This window comes from Vibrio injensis (genome assembly GCF_001895205.1).
In the GTDB taxonomy this organism is placed as follows: Bacteria; Pseudomonadota; Gammaproteobacteria; order Enterobacterales; family Vibrionaceae; genus Vibrio; species Vibrio injensis.
In genome coordinates this window covers 578,600-599,100 of sequence record NZ_BDJF01000016.1, presented here as the reverse complement: position 1 = coordinate 599,100, position 20,501 = coordinate 578,600, and the positions used below count along the sequence as shown (strand labels likewise).

The following is a 20,501-nucleotide window of genomic DNA, read 5'->3' as shown; positions in this document are numbered from 1 at the left end:
TAATGTTGCACTCGATTTCATTACTCGGTATGACGTGTTTGGTACTAACTTTAGCTCTGTATTACGTCTGTAAAATGCTTTATCAGCGTAAGCGAACGATTTTTTTAATGCCTTTATTATTAGCTCCACTCCTTTTGGTGCTGATTGTTATCGGTATGGATATTCCTTATCCATCCTATATGGAAGAGTCTCGTTGGTTATTATGGCTACTTGGACCGGCCACCGTCGCCTTTGCGATTCCTGTGTACGATAATCGAGTCTTAATTCGTCGTCATTGGTTGTCATTGTCGGTTGGTGTGGTTGTGTCAGTGATTGTTGCTGTAAGCAGTACGGTCTTGCTGGCTCGCTGGTTTGAATTACCAGAGTTACTGCAGCGTAGCTTGGCGATGCGCTCAATAACGACGCCTTTTGCTGTGGAAGCAACGCGCGCCATTGGTGGTGAAAGTGACTTAACGGCACTGTTTGTCGTTCTCACTGGAGTTATTGGCATGGCCGTGGGTGAAAGTCTATTAACCTTCTTATCGATTCGTTCTCGATTTGGGCGTGGTGCGAGTTTAGGCGCTTCTGCCCATGGTGCAGGGACTGCGAAAGCGTATCAAATGGGTAATGCAGAAGGCGTGGTATCGAGTGTCGTGATGATGATAGCTGGGATGGTGACGGTACTGATTGCGCCGTTTTTAGGCCAGCTATTGTGGTAAGCAGATCCAATCATTCATAAAGAGTTTGTGTTAAAAAGAACCGCCCAAATTAGGGCGGTTCTTTTTAGTCTTCTAGCTCAGCTAAGCACATTTCTTCATATACTTGTTGAACCCAAGCGGTCACTCGCTGCTCAGTAAGTTCAGGTTGACGGTCTTCGTCAATACATAAACCGACAAAGTGGCTGTCATCAACTAGGGCTTTAGAGGCTTCAAACTCATAACCTTCCGTCGGCCAATGGCCAACAATCGTTGCGCCTTTAGCTTGAATGATATCTCTAACCGTACCCATAGCATCACAGAAATACTCAGCGTAGTCTTCTTGGTCACCACAACCAAAAATAGCCACGAGTTTAGTTGAAAAATCAATCGCTTCTAGTTCTGGGAAAAAGTCATCCCAATCACACTGCGCTTCACCATAGTACCAAGTGGGAATACCAAGCAATAAAAGATCAAAGTTATCAATATCTTCTTTACTACTTTTCGCGATATCTTGTACGTGAACCAGTTGTTTACCGAGTTGTTTTTGAATCATTTTTGCAATAGCTTCGGTGTTACCTGTATCGCTACCAAAAAAGATACCTACACTTGCCATAAAGTCTTTACCTTTAAATCAATCTGCTTGCGCGAACTATACCACTGTTATTTGTTAAAGTTAATCCACCTATTGACTTTCAAATTTCCCTTAACTTGTTATGGATTAAGCGATTTAGAGGATAAATTTACGAATCGCACGGAGTACTTCTGCTGGTTTTTCAGCATGTAACCAGTGGCCGGTATTGGCGATAACGTGTGCTTTTGCTCGGCTAAATTGTTGCTGGATGGCGGGTTGATGTTCTGCCATTAAGTAATTTGAATCGGCCCCTTTAATAAATAATGTCGGGGTTGAGTTACTGGCAATTGGTTCCCAGCCAAGAATATTCCAATAGTTAGCCTTAATGGCTGGTACGTTAAATCGCCAAGTCATAACACTATCTTGGTTGACCAGTGATTTCCCTAAAAATTGGCGGACGCCTTCCTCATCGATATGCTGAGCTAACAAGGTCATCACTTCACTACGAGAGGACGGTTTTTGTTCTAACACCGCATCGAGCCCATCAAGTACTTGTTGGTGACGATGTACGGTATAGGCGACGGGGGCCATGTCTAATATCACCAACTGTTGAACCGTTTCTGGTGCTAGATCGGCTAATTTCATCGCAACTTTACCACCCATTGAATGACCAATAACGGTGGCTTGAGTTATCGACAATTTGGTAAGCAGTTGATCGACATCTCGCGCCATTAGGGCGTAGTTATGTTCTGAAGAGTGAAACGATTGTCCATGGTTACGTAGGTCAATACTCAGCACTTGATGATCGTGTTTCAGATCTCTTGCGAGTAGCCCTAAATTGTCTAAATTACCAAATAAACCATGGATCAGAACGACGGTGTGACCCTCACCTTCGAGTTTGTAATTAAGCAGTGCTGACATTTTATCTTATTAGTAATGGGTTTAACGTAGAGTATCGGTAAAGATCTCGCTATAATCCCCCAGAGTTTAAACATAGAGATTGTGAAAAGCGAATGAAAACAATTGAGGTTGATGAAGATCTATACCGTTATATTGCCAGTCAAACCCTACACATTGGTGAGAGCGCTTCCGATATTTTACGTCGCTTATTGAAGGTTGATAGTCAGAGTCTTGCGGCTACACCGGCTATCACTGCTCCTAAAGGGTTAGTGGTCAGTAAAGATGCGGCTCAAGAGACAAAAGTTGATAGTGTTAAGGCGATGCGCGAGTTACTGATTTCAGATGAATTTTCTGCACTGAAAAAAGCCGTTGATCGTTTTATGTTAGTTCTATCCACACTCTATCGTATCGATCCAGCGAGCTTCTCAGATGCCATGATCGTTAAGGGACGCAAGCGAGTTTACTTTGCTGATAACGAAGCGACCTTACTGGCGAACGGCCAAACGACAAAACCAAAAGCGATTCCAAATACGCCGTTATGGGTAATTACCAATAACAACACCAGCCGTAAACAGCAAATGGTCGAGCAAGTGATGCTGAAAATGAATTTTCCAGCAGATATCATTGAAAAAGTCACCCTATCTATCTGAAGTGACACGATCAGCCGTTAAAAGTCTGACTAGAACCTCATACTGGGCATATAAAAATGCGTATTATGAGGTTTTTTATTGATTATTATTTTTAAAAGGATGTCATTATGGCTATGCACCCTCGTGCAGGACAAAAAGCACAACAACAAGATTTACATAATATTCCGGCTTTAGTTTCTCATTACTACCTGTTTCAACCCGATGCGAGTAATCCGCAGCATAAGGTTGAATTTGGTACTTCCGGCCATAGAGGGTCGGCTGATAAATTCACGTTCAATGAACATCATATTTTAGCTATCGCGCAAGCGATCGTTGATCTACGCACAGAATTGGGTACAACCGGGCCTATTTTTGTTGGTAAAGATACGCATGCTTTATCTGAACCTGCCTTAAGTAGTGTGCTCGAAGTGCTCATTGCCAATCAGGTGGAAGTCATTATTCAACAGGATAATGGTTATACGCCAACGCCGGGTATCTCTCATGCCATCTTGACCTATAACCAACAACATGCTGATAAAGCGGATGGTATTGTTATTACTCCATCACACAATCCACCTCAAGATGGCGGTATCAAATACAATCCTACCCATGGTGGACCCGCGGAAGGTGAGCTTACCAAAGCGATTGAAAATCGAGCTAATCAGCTAATTGCCGATGGTTTGCGCGGGGTGAAACGCGTGGCTATTGTTGAAGCGAAACAGTCACCTTTATTGAAGCAGATTGATTTAGTGAAACCTTATGTTGACGACTTAGTGAATGTTGTCGATATGGCCGCGATTCAGAAAGCCAAACTGAAGATGGGGGTCGACCCATTAGGTGGCAGCGGAATTGATTATTGGCGACAAATTGCTCAAACGTACGATTTAGATTTAACGTTAGTTAGTGAAGCGATTGATCCTACGTTCCAGTTTATGTCACTGGATAAAGACGGCGTAGTGCGTATGGATTGCTCATCTCCCTATGCGATGGCTGGCTTATTAGCACTGAAAGACCAATACGATTTAGCGTTTGGTAATGACCCTGATTATGATCGTCATGGTATTGTTACCCCACAGGGTTTAATGAATCCTAACCATTTCCTAGCCGTTTGTATCGATTACCTCTATCGACATCGCTCTGCCTGGAAATCAGAAGTTGCGGTGGGGAAAACGCTGGTTTCGAGTGCCATGATCGATAAAGTCGTGGCTGATTTAGGACGTGAATTGTGTGAAGTACCTGTTGGTTTTAAGTGGTTCGTGGATGGGCTATACAGCGGCCATTTTGGTTTTGGTGGAGAAGAGAGCGCCGGTGCGTCGTTCTTGCGTCAAGATGGGACCGCTTGGTCAACAGATAAAGATGGTATTATTCTGTGCTTACTTGCTGCGGAGATAACCGCGGTAACTGGTAAAAATCCTCAGCAATATTACGATCAATTGGCGGCGAAGCATGGTGAATCGCACTACAGCCGCATTCAAGCCGTAGCCAATGGACCACAAAAAGCTATCTTGAGCCAGCTTTCTGCTGAGATGGTCACGGCACAAACTTTAGCCGGAGATGTGATTACTGCTCGTTTAACCCATGCTCCTGGCAACGGCGCAGCGATTGGTGGGTTAAAAGTGACGACTGATCATGGTTGGTTTGCTGCACGCCCATCAGGGACAGAAGATATTTATAAAATTTATTGTGAGAGTTTTAAAGGCGAGGAACATTTAAAACAGATAGAGCAAGAAGCGCAAGAGATTGTCAATCAAGTCTTTAAAAATGCGGGACTATAACGAATCAGATGATGAGATTGGTTGAGTGAAAAACAGGCCATGAATGGATGTTCATGGCCTGTTTTGTATCACGTCATTGATGGCCATTCGTCAGGCATAATAAACCAAAATATTCCTGACTGGCTTTGGCAGTGCACAAAACCTAATTCTTCGCCTTGATAGCGTGGGCTTTGTTTATCTCGGCCGGTTAACCATTGTGGTTTCTCTAATCGATATAAAGGCTCGTCAATCAATGACTGTTGATGTTGATAACACCAATGACCTTGAATTTGAGAAGGATTGAGTGGATACCCTAAGCATTCTGTTGGAATGGGTTCTGGCTGGAATGGGTTGGTATATAGGCGGCCTTGCATCAACAAATGGGGGCGAGCATTGGCCCATAATGGATATTGCTGACAAAAAACAGCATTGCTGGACAAAGGGAGTTGATGGTTGAGCATGTGGTTGAGTTTGAGATCTAGCCTATCTTCAGCATTGGGGCCATACCATTTCCCTTGATGAAGTAGGTAGAACTTGATGGCCACTTCCCAATGTTCGTATTGTTCTGTTTTGCGGTTTTTGGCAATAAAATCTATCGAGCCTAGAGTTGTGCCTTGTTGATTAAGCTGAATCTCTTCTGATACGGCATTATAGCGAGGAGTCGCGGTGAATAATTGTTGACATAAAAATTGATAAATAAATCCTAGTCGCTGATTACCTTGATAAGTTGGCCATTGCTGATAAGACGGTTGAATAAAAGGAACTTTAGAGACTATTGGCTCTGCCCCTTGAAAGATTGGAGGAGTGGTTACCACCCATTGCATAAGCTGTTTTATATCCATCGTGAGCACCATCTACGGTTACCATTCCGTTTTCGACATTCTAGCCTGAAATTGTTATAAACACGTCATAACAATAGTTTAATGGAACAAAATATGAACAACTTACAGTTAGAAGCGTTGTTAAATGAGACCTTGTCTCCACAATTAGTGAAAGATTACTGCCCTAACGGCTTGCAAGTCGAAGGTAAAGCGGAAATAAAAAAAATCATCACGGGTGTTACGGCCTCGAAAGCGTTAATTGAACAAGCGATTGAACGTCAAGCTGATGCACTACTTGTCCATCATGGCTATTTTTGGAAAGGAGAATCAGAGGCGATTCGCGGGATGAAAGGGCAACGATTGCGACAGTTAATCAAACATGACATTAATTTGTTTGCCTATCATTTACCACTGGATATTCATCCTCAATTGGGGAATAACGCTCAGCTCGCTCAATTACTTGGCATTCAAGTGGAGGGCGGGCTAGAAGGGCATGCTCAATCTGTCGCTATGTACGGTTGCCTCAACCGTCATTACTCTGGTGATGAGTTTGCCCAGCATCTACAAACGGTACTTCACCGTCAGCCATTGCATATTGCTCCTGAGCAAAATAACAAACCGATTAAAAATATCGCTTGGTGCACGGGTGGTGGTCAAGATTATATTGAACTGGCTGCAGAGCAAGGAATGGATGCGTTTATTTCTGGTGAAATATCTGAGCGTACCACTTATGCGGCACGAGAACTAAACATTCATTATTTTGCTGCGGGTCATCACGCTACCGAGCGTTATGGTGTTAAAGCATTGGGTGAATGGTTAAGTCACGAACATGGTTTTGTGGTGGAGTTTATTGATATTGATAATCCGGTATAAATTAAAAGAGCGAGGAAATCTCGCTCTTGATTTTTTATCGGCTTGAACAGAGGAGCCTCATCGGCTGCTCTGTTCGTTGATTTGAAGTGGCGACCTATTGGCGCTCATGCAATGGCACAAACTCACGAAGTTTTTGCCCAGTATAAAGCTGACGAGGACGGCCTATCTTGTTGTTGACGTCTGAATGCATTTCATTCCAGTGCGCGATCCAACCTATCGTGCGTGACATAGCAAAGATAACGGTAAACATGGAGACTGGAATACCGATGGCTTTGAGAATAATACCTGAATAGAAATCAACGTTCGGATAGAGTTTCTTCTCCACAAAATAGGGGTCAGAAAGTGCAATACGCTCAAGTTCCATCGCGACATCCAAGAGAGGATCGTTAATGTTGAGTTCTTTAAGTACATCATGACAAGCGTCACGCATAACGGTTGCACGTGGGTCGTAGTTTTTGTACACCCGATGACCAAAGCCCATTAAGCGGAATGGGTCATCTTTATCTTTTGCTCGGGTCACGTACTCAGGAATTTTATCGACAGAACCAATTTCTTCTAGCATGCGTAAGCAAGCTTCGTTCGCTCCACCATGAGCAGGTCCCCACAGTGATGCGATACCTGCGGCAATACAAGCAAAAGGATTGGCACCTGAAGAACCGGCTAAACGAACGGTTGATGTTGATGCATTTTGCTCATGATCGGCATGCAAAGTGAATATTTTATCCATAGCACGAGCGACGACAGGATTAACTTCATATTCTTCACACGGATTAGCAAACATCATGTGTAGGAAGTTTTCTGCATAGGTTAAATCGTTACGTGGATAGATAAATGGTTGACCAATCGAGTATTTATAACACATTGCAGCCAAGGTCGGCATTTTTGATAATAAACGATAAGCAGCAATTTCTCGGTGTGTATCGTTATTGATATCCAGTGAATCGTGATAGAAAGCCGCTAATGCACCGACTACGCCACACATCACCGCCATTGGGTGAGCATCGCGGCGGAAACCGTGGAAGAAACTAGCAATTTGCTCGTGAACCATGGTGTGGCGAGTAACTATCTTCTTAAACTCTTCGTATTGTTCACGGTTAGGGGCTTCACCATAAAGAAGGATATAACAGACTTCTAAATAATCAGCATTATTGGCTAACTGTTCGATAGAAAAGCCGCGATGTAACAAAATACCTTTGTCACCATCGATATAAGTGATTTGAGATTCACAAGATGCAGTGGCAAGAAAACCCGGGTCAAAAGTAAAATAACCATTTGAACCTAACTGACGAACGTCGATTACTTGAGGACCTATTGTTCCATCCATAATCGGCAGCTCAATGGGCGCTTTTCCTTCGATATGAAGGGTCGCTTTTTTATCTGCCATAGACAATCTCCTTTATTTATTATTTGATCCGTCCAGGATGTTTGTGTGTCATTCTTGTACGTCCGATCGCCATTAAAGTCAATTTTTCTCCTCCGATGTGTGCACTTACTTTGATTTTTTATACATATAAAGTTAAAAATCTGTTCTGTGTAGCAAAAATTGTTACATCATTTGTTGTATAATGTTGCCAGCCGTATAAAGGCGTAGCAAATTTTGGTAAAAACCTTATAAATTCAAAGCTCAAAACAATTCAAGGTAAAAACACTTAACCTTGTAATTAACATTTTTTTTACAATGTAAGCGCAGTTATCGCCGTTTATTTGTTGAATAAATGTTAGGTTTTGTCGGTTTGTTGCCAAATTTCATCGATAACTATAAATGCTTCAATTAGAGCTGAGTGAGCAAGCCCGTGAAAGAAAGAAAGTCAAGACCGGTTAATCTAGATCTGCAGACTATACGCTTTCCGATCACAGCCATCGTTTCTATCCTGCATCGTATCGCGGGGATCATAACGTTTGTGGCGGTCGGTATATTGTTATGGTTACTGTCCCTCTCTTTGTCATCACCAATAGGATTTATGGAGGCGAGTCATATCGTTAATGGCTTTTTTGTCAAGTTTGTTCTTTGGGGCATCTTAACGGCATTGGCCTATCATATTGTCGGTGGTATACGTCATCTTCTTATGGATATGGGGTATTTTGAAGAGTTAGAAAGTGGTGCGCTGAGTGCCAAAATATCATTGGTTATCACGCTAGTGTTATCAGTGTTAGCGGGGGTATTAGTATGGTAAAGCATGTTTCTTCGTTTGGTCGTAATGGGGTACACGATTATCTCTTGATTCGTGCCACGGCCATTCTTATGACCCTTTATACCCTTTACGTAGTGTTGTTTTGTGCTTTCACTGACATTACCTATTTAACATGGACTCAGTTTTTCTCTAGCACTTTCACTAAAGTGTTCACCATGTTGACCTTAGTTTGTATTTTGATTCATGGCTGGATAGGGCTTTGGCAAGTATTGACCGATTACGTCAAGTGCTCAAAGTTGCGCAGTGTTTTGCAATTGGTCGTTATTGCGGTGTTATTTGGATACTTTTTCTCTGGCCTATTCGTATTGTGGGGTGTGTAAGTGACTATTCCTGTTCGTGAATTCGATGCTGTTGTTATCGGTGCTGGCGGTGCCGGCATGCGCGCCGCGCTACAAATCTCAGAGCAAGGTTTAACCTGTGCTTTGCTATCTAAAGTATTTCCAACTCGTTCGCACACGGTCTCAGCTCAGGGCGGCATTACTGTAGCCTTGGGTAACTCACATAAAGATGATTGGCAGTGGCACATGTACGATACCGTTAAAGGTTCAGACTACATTGGTGATCAGAATGCAATTGAGTACATGTGTAAAAATGGCCCTCAATCGGTGATTGAGCTTGAGCGTATGGGGCTGCCTTTCTCTCGTTTTGAAGACGGTTCGATTTATCAACGCCCATTTGGTGGCCAATCGAAAGAGTTTGGTGGTGAGCAAGCGGCACGTACTGCCGCCGCTGCTGACCGGACTGGTCATGCGCTGTTGCACACGCTTTATCAGCAGAACATTAAATACAAAACGACCATTTTCTCCGAATGGTATGCACTGGATCTCGTTAAAAACCAAGATGGCGCTGTTTTGGGTTGTACAGCGTTGTGCATGGAAACGGGTGAAATTTGCTACTTTAAATCGAAGGCCACTGTACTGGCTACTGGCGGTGCCGGAAGAATTTATGCGTCAACAACCAATGCGCACATTAATACTGGTGATGGTGTGGGTATGGCATTGCGCGCCGGTGTTCCGATGCAGGACATGGAAATGTGGCAATTCCATCCAACAGGGATTGCTGGCGCTGGTGTGCTAGTGACAGAAGGGTGTCGTGGTGAAGGTGGTTATCTACTGAATAAAGATGGTGAACGCTTTATGGAGCGCTATGCGCCTAATGCGAAAGATTTAGCTGGCCGTGACGTGGTTGCTCGCTCAATGATGATTGAAATCCGTGAAGGCCGTGGTTGTGATGGCCCATGGGGTCCACACATTAAGCTGAAACTAGACCATTTAGGTCGAGATGTTCTTGAATCACGCCTACCGGGTATTTGCGAACTGTCTCGGACTTTTGCCCATGTTGATCCCGTTAAAGAGCCGATTCCGGTGATTCCTACTTGTCATTATATGATGGGAGGAGTACCGACTCAGGTCTCTGGTCAAGCCATCAAACAAGATAGAAACGGCAAAGATATTGAAGTGCAAGGTTTGTTCGCTTGTGGCGAAATAGCCTCGGTTTCAGTTCATGGCGCAAACCGTCTCGGTGGTAACTCATTATTAGATTTAGTGGTATTTGGTCGTGCGACAGGATTACACCTTGGTGAGACTTTAGCCGCGCAAACGGAAGCTCGCCCCGCAACACAATCAGATATCGAAGCTTCTCTTGCTCGTACGATGCGTTGGGAAAACAGTACTGGTGGCGAAGATCCGGTACAAATTCGTAAAGATTTGCAACGTTGTATGCAAAATAACTTCTCGGTATTTAGAGAAGGAGAAGCCATGGCAACCGGACTTGAAGAGCTGAAAGTTATTCGTGATCGCTTGAAAAATGCGCATTTAGCCGATAAGTCAAAAGAGTTTAATACTCAACGTATTGAATGTTTAGAGTTAGATAATCTTATGGAAACGGCATTTTCTACCGCCGTGGCGGCGAATTATCGTACGGAAAGCCGAGGCGCTCATGCTCGTTTCGATTATCCTGAACGTGACGATGCTAATTGGTTATGCCATTCCATCTACGATCCAGAAACCGAACAGATGAACAAGCGTGATGTCAATATGACGCCGATTCACCGTGATGCTTTTCCACCTAAAGCTCGTACATACTAAGGGAGGACTCAACTATGAAACTTAACTTCTCTTTGTATCGTTACAATCCGGATGTTGATAGCAAGCCATACATGAAAGATTATGTGCTCGACGTTGCAGAAGGTTCGGACATGATGGTGCTTGATGCTCTGATCTTATTGAAAGAGCAGGATCCATCGATCGCTTTTCGTCGTTCTTGTCGTGAGGGGGTATGTGGCTCTGATGGTTTGAACATGAATGGTAAAAACGGATTAGCCTGTATTACCCCTCTTTCTGCTTTGAAAGGCAGTAAAATTGTTATTCGCCCATTACCGGGTCTACCCGTCGTGCGCGATTTAATCGTCGATATGACACAGTTCTACGATAACTACGCCAAAGTGAAACCATTTTTGATTTCTGACGGTGAGATACCGCCTTCTCGTGAGCATCTCCAGTTACCTGAAGATCGCGCACATTTGGATGGGCTGTATGAATGTATTATGTGTGCATGTTGTACCACTTCTTGTCCGTCGTTCTGGTGGAACCCAGATAAATTTATCGGTCCAGCAGGATTGCTAGCGGCTTATCGTTGGTTAATTGATAGCCGCGATACGGCAACAGATGAGCGCTTGTCAAATCTTGATGATGCATTTAGCGTTTTTCGTTGCCATGGCATCATGAATTGTGTAAGTGTTTGTCCTAAGGGATTAAACCCGACAAAAGCAATTGGCCATATCAAGTCGATGCTGGTCAACCGCTCGGTTTAGATGAAAAGATTGCAGGCCTTCGGGCCTGCCTTTTATAGCTCGGCATAGACCGCAGCAAACGTGAAAACTACTGGTTAAGGGAAAATAATGCACAACGGCGTGATGAAGGCATGGCTCGAGTCTTCACACTTGGCTGGCGCCAATGCAACTTATGTAGAAGATCTCTACGAACTGTATCTAAGTGATCCTGATCTGGTGAGTGAGGAGTGGAAACGTGTTTTTGATGGTCTGCCTATGCAGCCTGATCATGTGGTTGAACAACCACATTCGCGTGTCCGTGACTACTTCCGTCGGCTTGCTCAAGAGACAAAGCATTACAATGTCCAAGTTAGTGATCCTGAAGTCGATGCAAAACAAGTAAAAGTTCTACAGCTTATCAACGCTTACCGTTTCCGCGGTCATGAAGCTGCCCAACTAGATCCTCTTGGTTTATGGAAACGCCCACCGGTGGCGGAACTTGACCCCTCATTCCATAACTTAACTGAAGATGACATGGAAGAAACGTTCAACGTCGGCTCTTTTGCCGTTGGCGCAGATACCATGAAGTTGAAAGATATCTATCAATCGTTGAACAAAATCTATTGTGGTTCAGTGGGTGCAGAATACATGCACATTATTGATACTGAGCAAAAACGATGGATTCAACAACGTTTAGAGCCAGTGTTAGGCCAACCTCAGTTTACTTTGGAAGAAAAGCGCAAGTTTCTTGAGGAATTAACGGCTGCAGAAGGTTTGGAGCGTTATCTTGGTGCAAAATTCCCCGGCGCAAAACGTTTCTCACTGGAAGGCGGTGATGCGTTAATTCCAATGATGAAAGAGTTAATTCGTCACGCGGGTACTCATGGTATGCGCGAAGTGGTGATCGGTATGGCTCACCGTGGACGCCTGAATATGTTAGTCAACGTATTGGGTAAAAAGCCACAGGACTTGTTTGACGAGTTTGCCGGTAAGCATGATGAGACATGGGGCACTGGCGATGTTAAATATCACCAAGGTTTCTCGGCAGACTTCGCAACCCCGGGCGGTGATGTGCACTTAGCGTTGGCCTTTAACCCTTCGCATTTAGAAATCGTCAACCCAGTGGTTATCGGTTCAGTTCGTGCTCGTCAAGATCGTTTAGGTGATTCTGAAGGAAACCGAGTATTACCGATCACCATTCATGGTGACTCTGCTATTGCCGGACAAGGTGTTGTCGCTGAGACATTTAACATGTCTTTAGCTCGCGGCTACTGTGTGGGTGGAACGGTTCGAATTGTTATCAATAACCAAGTCGGTTTTACCACTTCCAATCCTCGCGATACACGTTCAACCATGTACTGTACTGATATTGCGAAGATGGTTCAGGCGCCAATTCTTCATGTTAACTCAGATGATCCAGAAGCGGTGGCGTTCGTGACTCGTTTGGCTCTCGATTATCGTAATGAGTTTAAACGTGATGTAGTGATTGAACTGGTTTGTTATCGTCGTCATGGTCACAACGAAGCGGATGAGCCTAATGCGACTCAGCCGTTGATGTATCAGAAAATCAAAAAACATCCCACACCGCGCAAAATCTACGCTGATATTCTCACCGACAAAAATGAGTGTGACTTAGAAACCGCGACTCAGTTAGTGAATGAATATCGTGATGCGTTGGATCATGGTGAAGTGGTGGTGAAAGAGTGGCGGCCGATGACCATGCACTCGGTTGATTGGTCACCTTATATCAATCGTGAATGGAACGAAAACTGGGATAATCAATTTCCTCTCCAACGCCTAAAAGAGTTGGGAGAAAAAGTGTGTCAGTATCCAGAAAGTCATAAGCTGCAAAGTCGAGTTGAGAAAATTTACCATGACCGAATGAGTATGGTTTCTGGTGAAAAAATGCTCGACTGGGGAATGGCCGAAACTTTGGCTTACGCTACGCTCGTTGACGATGGTAAGCGTATCCGTATTTCTGGTCAGGACTCTGGACGTGGGACTTTCTTCCATCGTCACTCGGTTTTACATAATCAAGCCGATGCCAGTACTTATGTTCCTTTGGCGAACATTCATACCAAACAAGGTCCATTTGAAGTCATCGATTCTGTGTTATCAGAAGAAGCGGTATTGGCTTTTGAGTATGGCTATGCAACAGCCGAACCAAGCGGCTTAACCATTTGGGAAGCGCAGTTTGGTGACTTTGCTAACGGTGCTCAGGTAGTGGTCGACCAGTTTATTTCTTCTGGTGAGCAAAAATGGGGACGCTTATGTGGTTTGACCATGCTGCTACCTCATGGTTATGAAGGCCAAGGTCCAGAGCACTCTTCTGCACGTTTAGAGCGTTATTTACAGCTTTGTGCAGAGCAAAATATGCAAGTGGTGATTCCATCCACTCCGGCACAGGTCTATCACATGCTACGCCGTCAAGTGGTGCGTAAAATGCGTCGCCCACTGATCGTGATGTCACCGAAGTCCTTGTTGCGTCACCCACTTTGTACCTCAAGTATGGAGGAGTTGGCTAACGGCTCATTTTTACCAGCAATCGGTGAGATTGATTCGTTGGATGCCGCGAAAGTTAAGCGGGTTGTTTTCTGTTCTGGCAAGGTTTATTACGATTTGCTTGAGCAACGCCGAAACAATCAGCAAGATGATGTGGCTATTGTTCGTATTGAGCAATTGTATCCATTCCCAATTGAAGAAGTACAAGCAGCAATCGCACCTTATACCAATGTCGTCGATTATGTTTGGTGTCAAGAAGAGCCACAAAACCAAGGCGCTTGGTACAGTAGCCAGCACAATTTCCGCGCGGCTATCCCGGCCGGAGCGGATTTAAAATATGCGGGTCGACCAGCATCAGCATCACCGGCGGTGGGCTATATGTCGGTACACTTGAAACAGCAGAAAGCGTTAATTGAAGACGCTTTGACCCTAGCCTAAGAACAAGAAGTAAAAGGAAAAGACCGATATGACAGTTGAAATTCTGGTTCCAGATCTACCCGAATCAGTAGCAGACGCCACCGTAGCGACATGGCATAAACAGCCTGGTGATGCTGTCGCTCGTGATGAAGTGCTGGTTGAAATTGAAACCGATAAAGTGGTGTTGGAAGTACCAGCTCCTGAAGCTGGGGTGCTTGAGTCAATTTTAGAGCAAGAAGGCGCTACCGTGCTATCAAAGCAGCTATTGGCACGGATTAAACCGGGTGCCGTTGCTGGTGAGCCAACCGCAGACTCGACCGCTTCGACCGAGCCATCTCCTGATAAACGCCATAAAGCGGCACTCAGTGAAGAGTCTAATGATGCGTTAAGCCCAGCGGTACGCCGTTTGCTGGCAGAGCATAATTTAGAACCCGCTCAAGTTAAAGGTTCAGGTGTTGGTGGTCGCATTACGCGTGAAGATGTTGAAGCTTATTTAGCGAAAAACCAAGCTTCGACTTCAGCAGTAGCACCAGTTAGTGCGCCACTTGCCGCTGCCGCTCGTAGTGAAAAGCGTGTACCAATGACACGTTTACGTAAACGTGTTGCTGAGCGCTTATTAGAAGCAAAAAATAGCACTGCGATGCTGACGACATTTAATGAAGTCAATATGAAGCCAATTATGGATCTGCGTAAACAGTATCAAGATCTATTTGAGAAAAAACACGGCATTCGTCTTGGTTTTATGTCTTTCTACGTTAAAGCGGTAACCGAAGCCTTAAAACGCTACCCTGAAGTGAATGCTTCCATTGATGGTCAAGATATTGTTTATCATAATTATTTTGATATCAGCATGGCAGTATCAACGCCGCGTGGCTTGGTGACTCCAGTCCTAAAAGATTGCGATATGCTCAGTCTTGCCGAAATTGAAAAGGGCATTAAAGAACTGGCGTTGAAAGGTCGTGACGGTAAGTTAACGGTAGAAGAGCTTACCGGTGGTAACTTTACCATTACTAATGGCGGTGTATTTGGATCATTGATGTCAACACCGATCATTAACCCACCACAAGCGGCAATTTTGGGGATGCATAAAATCCAAGATCGCCCAATGGCGGTGGATGGAAAAGTAGAAATCTTACCTATGATGTATCTTGCCTTGTCTTATGATCATCGTTTGATTGATGGTCGTGAGTCGGTTGGTTTCTTAGTGACAGTGAAAGAGTTACTAGAAGATCCGGCGCGTCTACTTCTAGACGTGTAATGTTTATCGGAGAGAGTTCTGCTCTCATCGGTTAACGGGTAAAAAGCCGGGCTTGCTCAGCGCCCGGCCTTGTTTAAGCCATTTGGCTACTCGCTCAGAGTACTCCTACAGACGTAAAGTCCAACCATGTATTGGGCTCTATGGAATAAAAATACATAAATGGAATAACACAATGAATTTGCATGAATACCAAGCAAAACAGCTATTTGCTGAATTCGGTTTGCCAGTCCCAGAAGGTTATGCCTGTGATACTCCGCAAGAAGCGTTTGAAGCTGCTGGACGGATTAGTACAGTAAAGAAAGTCGTAAAATGTCAGGTTCACGCTGGTGGGCGTGGTAAAGCGGGCGGTGTCGAGCTGCATGAAAGTAAAGATGCAGTGAAAGCTTTTGCCCAAAAGTGGCTTGGTAAAAACCTTGTTACTTATCAAACCGACGCTAACGGTCAGCCTGTCTCTAAAATTTTGGTTGAAGAAGCTTCCAGTATCGCGAATGAGCTTTACTTGGGCGCTGTTGTTGACCGTGCAACACGTAAAATTGTGTTTATGGCTTCAACGGAAGGCGGAGTAGAAATCGAGAAAGTCGCAGAAGAAACGCCAGAGCTTATCCATAAAGCGGCGATCGATCCATTAGTCGGTGCGCAAGCATACCAAGGACGTGAACTGGCGTTTAAGCTTGGTCTACAAGGCGATCAAATTAAGCAGTTTGTTAAAATCTTCATGGGTTTAAGTGAGATGTTTACGCAGTATGATCTTGCTCTACTAGAGATAAACCCATTAGTGATTACCGGTGACGGTAATCTATTGTGCCTCGATGGTAAAATCAATATCGATTCGAATGCCTTATACCGTCAGCCTAAACTGCGTGAAATGCACGATGCTAGCCAAGAAGATGCTCGTGAAGCTCATGCTGCGCAGTGGGAATTAAACTACGTCGCTCTTGATGGCAATGTGGGATGCATGGTTAATGGTGCTGGCCTAGCGATGGGTACCATGGATATTGTTAACTTACACGGCGGCAAACCTGCGAACTTCTTAGACGTTGGTGGTGGCGCAACGAAAGAGCGTGTGGCTGAAGCGTTTAAGATCATTTTGTCAGATGACAATGTTAAAGCGGTATTGGTGAATATTTTCGGTGGTATTGTACGCTGTGACATGATTGCCGAAGGGATTATTGGCGCGGTGAAAGAAGTCGATGTTGAAGTGCCAGTGGTTGTTCGTCTTGAAGGTACTAACGCTGAACTTGGTCGTGATGTGTTGGCAAAATCGGGTTTAGATATCATTGCAGCAGAGTCGTTGACTGACGCTGCGCGTAAAGTTGTTGCTGCTGCGGAGGGCAAATAATGTCGGTATTAATTAACAAAGACACCAAAGTCATTTGCCAAGGATTTACGGGTGGTCAAGGTACTTTCCATTCTGAACAAGCATTAGCTTATGGTACCCAAATGGTGGGTGGTGTTTCTCCGGGTAAAGGCGGTCAAACTCATCTTGGTTTGCCTGTGTTTAATACTGTACGTGAAGCGGTTGAAGCGACCGGTGCCACAGCGACAGTGATTTATGTACCTGCGCCATTTTGTAAAGACGCGATTTTAGAAGCCATTGATGCTGGTATTGAGCTGATCGTGACCATTACCGAAGGTATTCCGACAATCGATATGATTGATGTTAAGGTCAAGTTGGAGCAAACCGGAGTACGGATGATCGGTCCAAACTGCCCTGGGGTGATCACCCCTGATGAATGTAAGATTGGTATCATGCCAGGACACATTCATAAGAAAGGCAAAGTGGGCATTGTCTCTCGCTCAGGTACTTTAACTTATGAAGCGGTTAAGCAGACCACCGATGAAGGTTTTGGTCAATCAACTTGTGTTGGTATCGGTGGTGACCCAATTCCTGGCTCTAACTTTATTGATATTCTAAAACTGTTCCAAGACGATCCTGAAACCGAAGCGATTGTGATGATCGGTGAAATCGGTGGTACAGCGGAAGAAGAAGCGGCTGCGTTTATTAAACAGCATGTGACTAAGCCTGTTGTTTCCTATATTGCTGGTGTGACGGCACCTCCTGGTAAGCGTATGGGCCATGCTGGTGCGATCATTTCTGGTGGTAAAGGTACCGCAGAAGAGAAATTTGCGGCACTAGAATCGGCAGGCGTGAAAACCGTGAAAAGTCTGGCGGATATCGGGCAAGCTTTGCGTGAAGTTACCGGTTGGTAATACGCGGATAAAAATGAGTTTCTTATCTCGAAAGCCTCCAATTTATGGAGGCTTTTTTGTTATGAAGTTTAGGCCTTGTTACTCCTAGAGCCCAAATCCAGATCGAAATGTCAATCAATTCCACTGCTGCTCTTGTTGAAAGGGCATAACATAGAAGCGAATTCTATTTTTGGTATCCAATCATAAAGTAATACAATGTTACTTCTTGTCTCATTTTGAAAAAAAGCCTTATCATTATCAAAAATAAATCTCCAGATAAGGCAAATTCAGCGTCTTCTTTGCATTGTTGAATAATGCATGTTTGAACACTCATCAAATGTTATGTGGATGAAATCATGAAAAAACCAAATTTTGCCACTCTGGCAGTCCATGGCGGCGATCAGCATGATGCTGGTCATAATGCCGCCTTTCCACCGATTTATACCGCAAGTAGCTTTATTCAAACCGATCTCGAACAGTCTGCTGATTATGGCTATTCGCGAGTCGCTAATCCCACGCGTTATGCTTACGAAAGTGCATTAGCAGTATTAGAGCAAGGAACTTATGTGACAGCGACGGCGTCTGGTATGGCAGCGACATCCTTAGCCCTTGAACTGTTAACTCAAAATGCACACATTATTGCCATGCGTGGTGTGTATGGTGGTACACACCGCTTATTTGACAAGCTACGTAAACAGAATAATGGCTTAACGGTTGATTATGTGGATTTGAATGATCTGGCTGCTATTGAATCGGTAATACAAGACAATACCGCGATGATTTGGATAGAAACGCCGACCAATCCATTACTAGAATTGGTGGATATTCAGAAAGTTTGTGCATTTGCCCGTCGCCACAGTATCTTGACTTGTGTTGATAACACCTTTGCTACTGCTTGGAACCAGACACCATTAACCCTCGGTGCCGATCTGGTGATGCTATCCACCAGTAAATACATTGGTGGTCACTCGGATATGATTGGCGGCGCGTTGATTACGGCTGATCCTGAGCTAGCGAAACGGATTGATTTTGCTAAAACAACCGTCGGTGCCATCGCATCACCTTTTGATGCTTACCTTGCTTTACGTGGTTTAAAAACACTCGATTTACGTATGCAGCGTCAGTGTGATAATGCATTGAAAGTCGCACAAGCGCTGAGTGATCATCCTGCGATTGCAGCGGTGTATTATCCTGGCTTAGCAACACACCCTCACTATGCATTATGCCAATCGCAAATGCGCTCTGGAGGGGCGGTTGTTACCATTCAGCTCCAAGGTAATCGCACAGATAGCCAACGTTTCTTAAGCCGATTGCGTTACTTTATTTTAGCGGAATCATTAGGAGGGGTGGAAAGCATGATCAATCATTCCGCCTCTATGTCGCACGGCTCAATGAGTGAAGCAGAGCGCCAAGCGATGGGAATTTTTGATACCACATTTCGTTTATCGGTCGGAATTGAAGATAGCGATGACTTGATTGCTGATTTACTCAGTGCACTTTCGGCGGAAGCCATATGAGTGATTATGGCGTTTGGACATTATTAACTCCACTAGTGACGATAGCCTTGGCGGTGCTGACTCGACAAGTAATTTTATCGCTATTGATTGGCGCTGTTGTTGGGTACACGGTGATTGCTGGTTTCAATCCATTGACGGGCATTGCTGATACTCTAGACAGTTATATTAAGGTATTTGCCAATGCAGGTAATACTCGCACCATTTTATTTTGTTTTATGGTCGGGGGGATTATTCGTTTGATTCAGATTACCGGCGGTACGCAAGCGATCATTCATAGCTTAACGGAGCGATCCCAACTGGTCAAAAGTCCTATCGCGGTACAGTTGTTAGCGATGTTAACCAGCATGATCATTTTTATTGAAAGCTCAATTTCTCTCATGTCGGCAGGAACGGTCAGTAGAGATTTAGCCGATCATTATCGAGTGTCGCGTGAGAAAATGGCTTATGTGATTCAATCTTCATGTGTAGCTACCTGTTCCACGGTGATGATCAATGGCTGGGGCGCTGCAATGATGGCAATCATTGGTGTTCAAATAAGCCGAGGTTATTTAGAGGGAGAGTCTTTCTCTATCTTACTTGCCTCAATGCCCTATAACTTAATGGCTTGGTTATCATTACTTGCTGTGCTGTTTTATATTTTTTCGGGCGTGGGCTGGGGGCCAATGGCTAAGGCTGATAAAAGGGCGCGACAAGGTCGAGTATTAAGAGAAGGTGCTTTGCCGATTGCCGGTGATCAGCAGGTTGAACCCATTATTGCAAATGGTAAACCAAGCTATTTTATCGTGCCGTTGTTAACGATCATCCTTATGGTGCCGTTTGGATTATGGGTTACTGGAAATGGCAATCTTACCTCTGGCTCTGGTTCTACGGCTGTCTTTTGGGCGGTCATGGCGGGCACTTTTATTTCGCTGATTTATTTTGTTGGAACCCGAGTTTTATCATTGGATGCTTTTTTCCGTCATTTACTCGCTGGCTATTCGGATATGATCCCATTGGGTGCCATTATGTCTTTAGCTTTTTTGGTTGGTGACCTATCAGCCGATCTGCAAACCGGACAATACATCACCCAATTAATTGATGGCGTGTTACCGGCTGGACTTTCGGCAGCATTCGTATTTCTGATTGCAGCGGTGATGTCTTTGGCGACAGGGACTTCATGGGGAACATTTGCGATCATGATTCCGATAGGGATTCAAGTCGGCGTGGCAGCCGATCTCGATCCACATTTATTGATTGGTGCTGCAATATCAGGGGCTATTTTTGGTGATATGACCTCACCGATCAGTGATACTGGCATTGTATCTTCGATGGCAACGGGCAATGATCATATTGACCATATCCGTACACAGTTTCCTTATATCCTCGTGGTAGGCTTGATAAGCTGCCTCATATTTGCAATTTTAGGTAGTTGGTAAGATAAAATAAAGGCC

The 20,501-nt window shown here is 44.4% G+C and carries 18 protein-coding genes; 14 read left to right on the top strand and 4 right to left on the bottom strand.

From position 1 onward, the window contains the following. The first annotated feature begins 2 nt into the window (after nt 1-2). On the top strand, nt 3-698 hold the full coding sequence (locus BSR11_RS07965) for an LrgB family protein (protein WP_072669883.1): 696 nt from the start codon (nt 3-5) through the stop codon (nt 696-698). Nucleotides 699-762: 64 nt separating this feature from the next. Here the strand turns inward: BSR11_RS07965 and fldA are convergent, their stop codons facing one another. After that, entirely contained in the window at nt 763-1,290 is a 528-nt protein-coding gene (gene fldA / locus BSR11_RS07960; RefSeq protein WP_072669882.1) for a flavodoxin FldA, read from the bottom strand. A gap of 114 nt (nt 1,291-1,404) precedes the next feature. Continuing rightward, nucleotides 1,405-2,169 carry an alpha/beta fold hydrolase gene (locus BSR11_RS07955; protein WP_072669881.1) on the bottom strand — a complete coding sequence of 255 codons (765 nt, stop codon included), beginning with the start codon at nt 2,167-2,169 and terminating at the stop codon, nt 1,405-1,407. 92 nt (nt 2,170-2,261) lie between these two features. Between BSR11_RS07955 and seqA the strand changes: the two genes are divergently transcribed. Beyond that, on the top strand, nt 2,262-2,798 hold the full coding sequence (gene seqA / locus BSR11_RS07950) for a replication initiation negative regulator SeqA (RefSeq protein ID WP_072669880.1): 537 nt from the start codon (nt 2,262-2,264) through the stop codon (nt 2,796-2,798). A gap of 107 nt (nt 2,799-2,905) precedes the next feature. Then, nucleotides 2,906-4,552, top strand: a complete 1,647-nt coding sequence (gene pgm / locus BSR11_RS07945) for a phosphoglucomutase (alpha-D-glucose-1,6-bisphosphate-dependent) (RefSeq protein ID WP_072669879.1) — start codon at nt 2,906-2,908, stop codon at nt 4,550-4,552. Nucleotides 4,553-4,620: 68 nt separating this feature from the next. On the opposite strand, the gene BSR11_RS07940 is transcribed toward pgm, so the two are convergent. Next, nucleotides 4,621-5,373 (bottom strand): DUF1853 family protein, encoded by a 753-nt coding sequence (locus BSR11_RS07940; RefSeq protein ID WP_072669878.1) that lies wholly within the window; start codon nt 5,371-5,373, stop codon nt 4,621-4,623. A 93-nt stretch (nt 5,374-5,466) separates the two neighbouring features. Between BSR11_RS07940 and BSR11_RS07935 the strand changes: the two genes are divergently transcribed. Next, on the top strand, nt 5,467-6,225 hold the full coding sequence (locus BSR11_RS07935; RefSeq protein ID WP_072669877.1) for a Nif3-like dinuclear metal center hexameric protein: 759 nt from the start codon (nt 5,467-5,469) through the stop codon (nt 6,223-6,225). A 94-nt stretch (nt 6,226-6,319) separates the two neighbouring features. On the opposite strand, the gene BSR11_RS07930 is transcribed toward BSR11_RS07935, so the two are convergent. Continuing rightward, nucleotides 6,320-7,609: a citrate synthase gene (locus BSR11_RS07930; protein WP_072669876.1), complete on the bottom strand. Its 1,290-nt coding sequence runs from the start codon at nt 7,607-7,609 to the stop codon at nt 6,320-6,322. Between the two features lie 397 nt (nt 7,610-8,006). Here BSR11_RS07930 and sdhC point away from each other — a divergent pair, with 397 nt between their 5' ends. From sdhC to BSR11_RS07880, 10 genes are all read left to right on the top strand, one after another. Then, nucleotides 8,007-8,399 carry a succinate dehydrogenase cytochrome b556 subunit gene (gene sdhC / locus BSR11_RS07925; RefSeq protein ID WP_072669875.1) on the top strand — a complete coding sequence of 131 codons (393 nt, stop codon included), beginning with the start codon at nt 8,007-8,009 and terminating at the stop codon, nt 8,397-8,399. Further along, the gene (sdhD, locus tag BSR11_RS07920) at nt 8,393-8,737 is read left to right on the top strand and encodes a succinate dehydrogenase, hydrophobic membrane anchor protein (protein WP_072669874.1); all 345 of its coding nucleotides are present in this window, start codon (nt 8,393-8,395) and stop codon (nt 8,735-8,737) included. Before sdhC ends, sdhD begins: the two co-directional genes overlap by 7 nt. Further along, nucleotides 8,738-10,504 (top strand): succinate dehydrogenase flavoprotein subunit, encoded by a 1,767-nt coding sequence (sdhA, locus tag BSR11_RS07915; RefSeq protein WP_072669873.1) that lies wholly within the window; start codon nt 8,738-8,740, stop codon nt 10,502-10,504. Between the two features lie 14 nt (nt 10,505-10,518). Continuing rightward, nucleotides 10,519-11,229: a succinate dehydrogenase iron-sulfur subunit gene (locus tag BSR11_RS07910; protein WP_072669872.1), complete on the top strand. Its 711-nt coding sequence runs from the start codon at nt 10,519-10,521 to the stop codon at nt 11,227-11,229. 87 nt (nt 11,230-11,316) lie between these two features. Continuing rightward, on the top strand, nt 11,317-14,127 hold the full coding sequence (gene sucA, locus BSR11_RS07905) for a 2-oxoglutarate dehydrogenase E1 component (protein WP_072669871.1): 2,811 nt from the start codon (nt 11,317-11,319) through the stop codon (nt 14,125-14,127). A gap of 28 nt (nt 14,128-14,155) precedes the next feature. After that, nucleotides 14,156-15,364 (top strand): 2-oxoglutarate dehydrogenase complex dihydrolipoyllysine-residue succinyltransferase, encoded by a 1,209-nt coding sequence (odhB, locus tag BSR11_RS07900; protein ID WP_072669870.1) that lies wholly within the window; start codon nt 14,156-14,158, stop codon nt 15,362-15,364. A gap of 172 nt (nt 15,365-15,536) precedes the next feature. Continuing rightward, nucleotides 15,537-16,703, top strand: coding sequence for an ADP-forming succinate--CoA ligase subunit beta (sucC, locus tag BSR11_RS07895; protein WP_072669869.1), 1,167 nt, complete (start codon nt 15,537-15,539; stop codon nt 16,701-16,703). Further along, on the top strand, nt 16,703-17,575 hold the full coding sequence (gene sucD, locus BSR11_RS07890) for a succinate--CoA ligase subunit alpha (RefSeq protein ID WP_004394800.1): 873 nt from the start codon (nt 16,703-16,705) through the stop codon (nt 17,573-17,575). The genes sucC and sucD overlap by 1 nt, the downstream gene beginning before the upstream one ends. A 335-nt stretch (nt 17,576-17,910) precedes the next feature. Beyond that, nucleotides 17,911-19,071 (top strand): trans-sulfuration enzyme family protein, encoded by a 1,161-nt coding sequence (locus BSR11_RS07885; protein ID WP_072669868.1) that lies wholly within the window; start codon nt 17,911-17,913, stop codon nt 19,069-19,071. After that, entirely contained in the window at nt 19,068-20,486 is a 1,419-nt protein-coding gene (locus BSR11_RS07880; protein ID WP_072669867.1) for a Na+/H+ antiporter NhaC family protein, read from the top strand. The genes BSR11_RS07885 and BSR11_RS07880 overlap by 4 nt, the downstream gene beginning before the upstream one ends. Nucleotides 20,487-20,501 lie beyond the last annotated feature (15 nt).

Excerpts from the sequence above, each read along its gene's own strand:
- sucD (WP_004394800.1), top strand. The coding sequence starts at position 16,703 with ATGTCGGTATTAATTAACAAAGACACCAAAGTCATTTGCCAAGGATTT.
- BSR11_RS07955 (WP_072669881.1), bottom strand. The coding sequence starts at position 2,169 with ATGTCAGCACTGCTTAATTACAAACTCGAAGGTGAGGGTCACACCGTC.
- BSR11_RS07880 (WP_072669867.1), top strand. The coding sequence starts at position 19,068 with ATGAGTGATTATGGCGTTTGGACATTATTAACTCCACTAGTGACGATA.
- BSR11_RS07930 (WP_072669876.1), bottom strand. The coding sequence starts at position 7,609 with ATGGCAGATAAAAAAGCGACCCTTCATATCGAAGGAAAAGCGCCCATT.
- pgm (WP_072669879.1), top strand. The coding sequence starts at position 2,906 with ATGGCTATGCACCCTCGTGCAGGACAAAAAGCACAACAACAAGATTTA.
- BSR11_RS07885 (WP_072669868.1), top strand. The coding sequence starts at position 17,911 with ATGAAAAAACCAAATTTTGCCACTCTGGCAGTCCATGGCGGCGATCAG.
- seqA (WP_072669880.1), top strand. The coding sequence starts at position 2,262 with ATGAAAACAATTGAGGTTGATGAAGATCTATACCGTTATATTGCCAGT.
- sdhD (WP_072669874.1), top strand. The coding sequence starts at position 8,393 with ATGGTAAAGCATGTTTCTTCGTTTGGTCGTAATGGGGTACACGATTAT.
- fldA (WP_072669882.1), bottom strand. The coding sequence starts at position 1,290 with ATGGCAAGTGTAGGTATCTTTTTTGGTAGCGATACAGGTAACACCGAA.
- BSR11_RS07935 (WP_072669877.1), top strand. The coding sequence starts at position 5,467 with ATGAACAACTTACAGTTAGAAGCGTTGTTAAATGAGACCTTGTCTCCA.
- odhB (WP_072669870.1), top strand. The coding sequence starts at position 14,156 with ATGACAGTTGAAATTCTGGTTCCAGATCTACCCGAATCAGTAGCAGAC.
- BSR11_RS07910 (WP_072669872.1), top strand. The coding sequence starts at position 10,519 with ATGAAACTTAACTTCTCTTTGTATCGTTACAATCCGGATGTTGATAGC.
- sucA (WP_072669871.1), top strand. The coding sequence starts at position 11,317 with ATGCACAACGGCGTGATGAAGGCATGGCTCGAGTCTTCACACTTGGCT.
- BSR11_RS07965 (WP_072669883.1), top strand. The coding sequence starts at position 3 with ATGTTGCACTCGATTTCATTACTCGGTATGACGTGTTTGGTACTAACT.
- BSR11_RS07940 (WP_072669878.1), bottom strand. The coding sequence starts at position 5,373 with ATGGATATAAAACAGCTTATGCAATGGGTGGTAACCACTCCTCCAATC.
- sucC (WP_072669869.1), top strand. The coding sequence starts at position 15,537 with ATGAATTTGCATGAATACCAAGCAAAACAGCTATTTGCTGAATTCGGT.